The organism is Prevotella brunnea (assembly GCF_008016795.1).
In the GTDB taxonomy this organism is placed as follows: domain Bacteria; phylum Bacteroidota; class Bacteroidia; order Bacteroidales; family Bacteroidaceae; genus Prevotella; species Prevotella brunnea.
The window spans coordinates 1-1,426 of sequence record NZ_SDIK01000090.1 but is presented as its reverse complement, the minus strand read 5'-3'; the positions used below and the strand labels follow the sequence as shown (position 1 = coordinate 1,426).

Annotated in this window: 1 protein-coding gene and 1 pseudogene; both read left to right on the top strand. The window is 46.1% G+C overall.

The annotated features are described in order from the left end of the window. The first annotated feature begins 102 nt into the window (after positions 1–102). Positions 103–1,140, top strand: coding sequence for a transposase (locus ETF27_RS10245; RefSeq protein ID WP_147785798.1), 1,038 nt, complete (start codon positions 103–105; stop codon positions 1,138–1,140). 22 nt (positions 1,141–1,162) lie between these two features. Next, positions 1,163–1,378 (top strand): annotated as a pseudogene (locus ETF27_RS10240) (transposase); the annotation flags it as partial. Between the last annotated feature and the right edge of the window lie 48 nt (positions 1,379–1,426).

Here is a 1,426-nt window from a genome sequence, read left to right as displayed (position 1 = left end):
TAGCGGACAGTAATAATTGATTATCAATAAAATAACCTTTCTATTATTTGTATATATCTACAAGTTTTTGTATCTTTCATGGTAAAATCTTGCAAATCAACAATGTATAAATCTCCATCCAACACCCATCAGGTATCAATGTTTTGGGACTTGGCATCCATGCTCAATCCCACCCATCCAATGTATAAACTTGCCAATCTGATAAATTGGGAAACCTTTGAGCGTTCCTTTGCCCCCTTGTACTGTAAGGACAACGGACGCATGGCCAAGCCTATCCGCCTGATGGTCGGTCTTATAGTGCTGAAGCATATTCGCAACGTCTCGGACGAGAGCGTCGTGGAACAGTTCTCGGAGAACGCCTACTACCAGTATTTTTGCGGAATGGAATCCTTCACCATCGCCAAACCTTGCGTACCGACGGAACTCGTGGAGTTCCGCCATCGCATTGGCGAAGCGGGTATGGAGTTGATTCTCAAGGAGAGCATCCGGGTAAATCTGCTGCTTGACGACAAGCGGAAAGAGAATGAAAACAGAAATGACGGCAAGGACGGTCGTGGACGCAAGTCCGACACCGAGCAGACAGCCTTTATCGACTCTACCGTGCAGGAGAAGAACGTCACGTTCCCCACCGAATCGAAACTCCTGAATAAAATCATCGGTTTCTGCCGCGACGTGGCTCATGCAGAGCATCTCAAAGTGCGCCAAAGCTATGCCAGGGAAATCAAGAGACTTAAGCTTGTGCAGCGTTTCCGTGGCAGGAAAATCAAAAGACTCGCGGGGGACAGAGGGTATCGCGGGCAGGAAACGTGCGGAGAGACGAACATCATGATACCCGGCGTTCCCAAGGCAAGCGACTCGCCACACAAGAAAAAGAAAAAACAAAGGTTCTTCCGCAAGAGAGCAGGAATAGAGTCTGTCATAGGGCACTGCAAGGCAGAGCATCGATTGGGGAGGAACTTCTACAAGGGTCTCTTGGGTGATGCCATCAACGTGATGCTCGCTGCGGCTGCATTCAACTTCAAAAGAGCCATGCGGTTTCTTTTGTGCCTTATTCGAACCATGATAAAATGGAGTATTCAAGGAGTGGGTTCCAACTTTAACGAAACAAAGGTGTTATCCAATACCATCTGTTGGTTGTAAGTCGAGCTTTTGAGGAACGACTATGTATGACAGAATCATGCTTAGAAAGAGATACATCATCGAATGTATCAACGAGTTGCTAAAGAACAAGGCTAACCTTGTACATTCACGGCACCGATCAATACATAATTTCATCATGAACTTATGTTCTGCTCTTACAGCCTATTGTTTCTTTGACAATAAGCCGGAGGCACTGCCGGTACACGTAGAGAAATCAAGGCAATTGGAACTTTTCTAAAGATTTTCTTATCCCGAACTCGCGTAAATAGTCGTTCCTCAAGAACTC

Coding starts and splice junctions, on each gene's coding strand:
- ETF27_RS10245 (WP_147785798.1), top strand. CDS start 103: ATGTATAAATCTCCATCCAACACCCATCAGGTATCAATGTTTTGGGAC.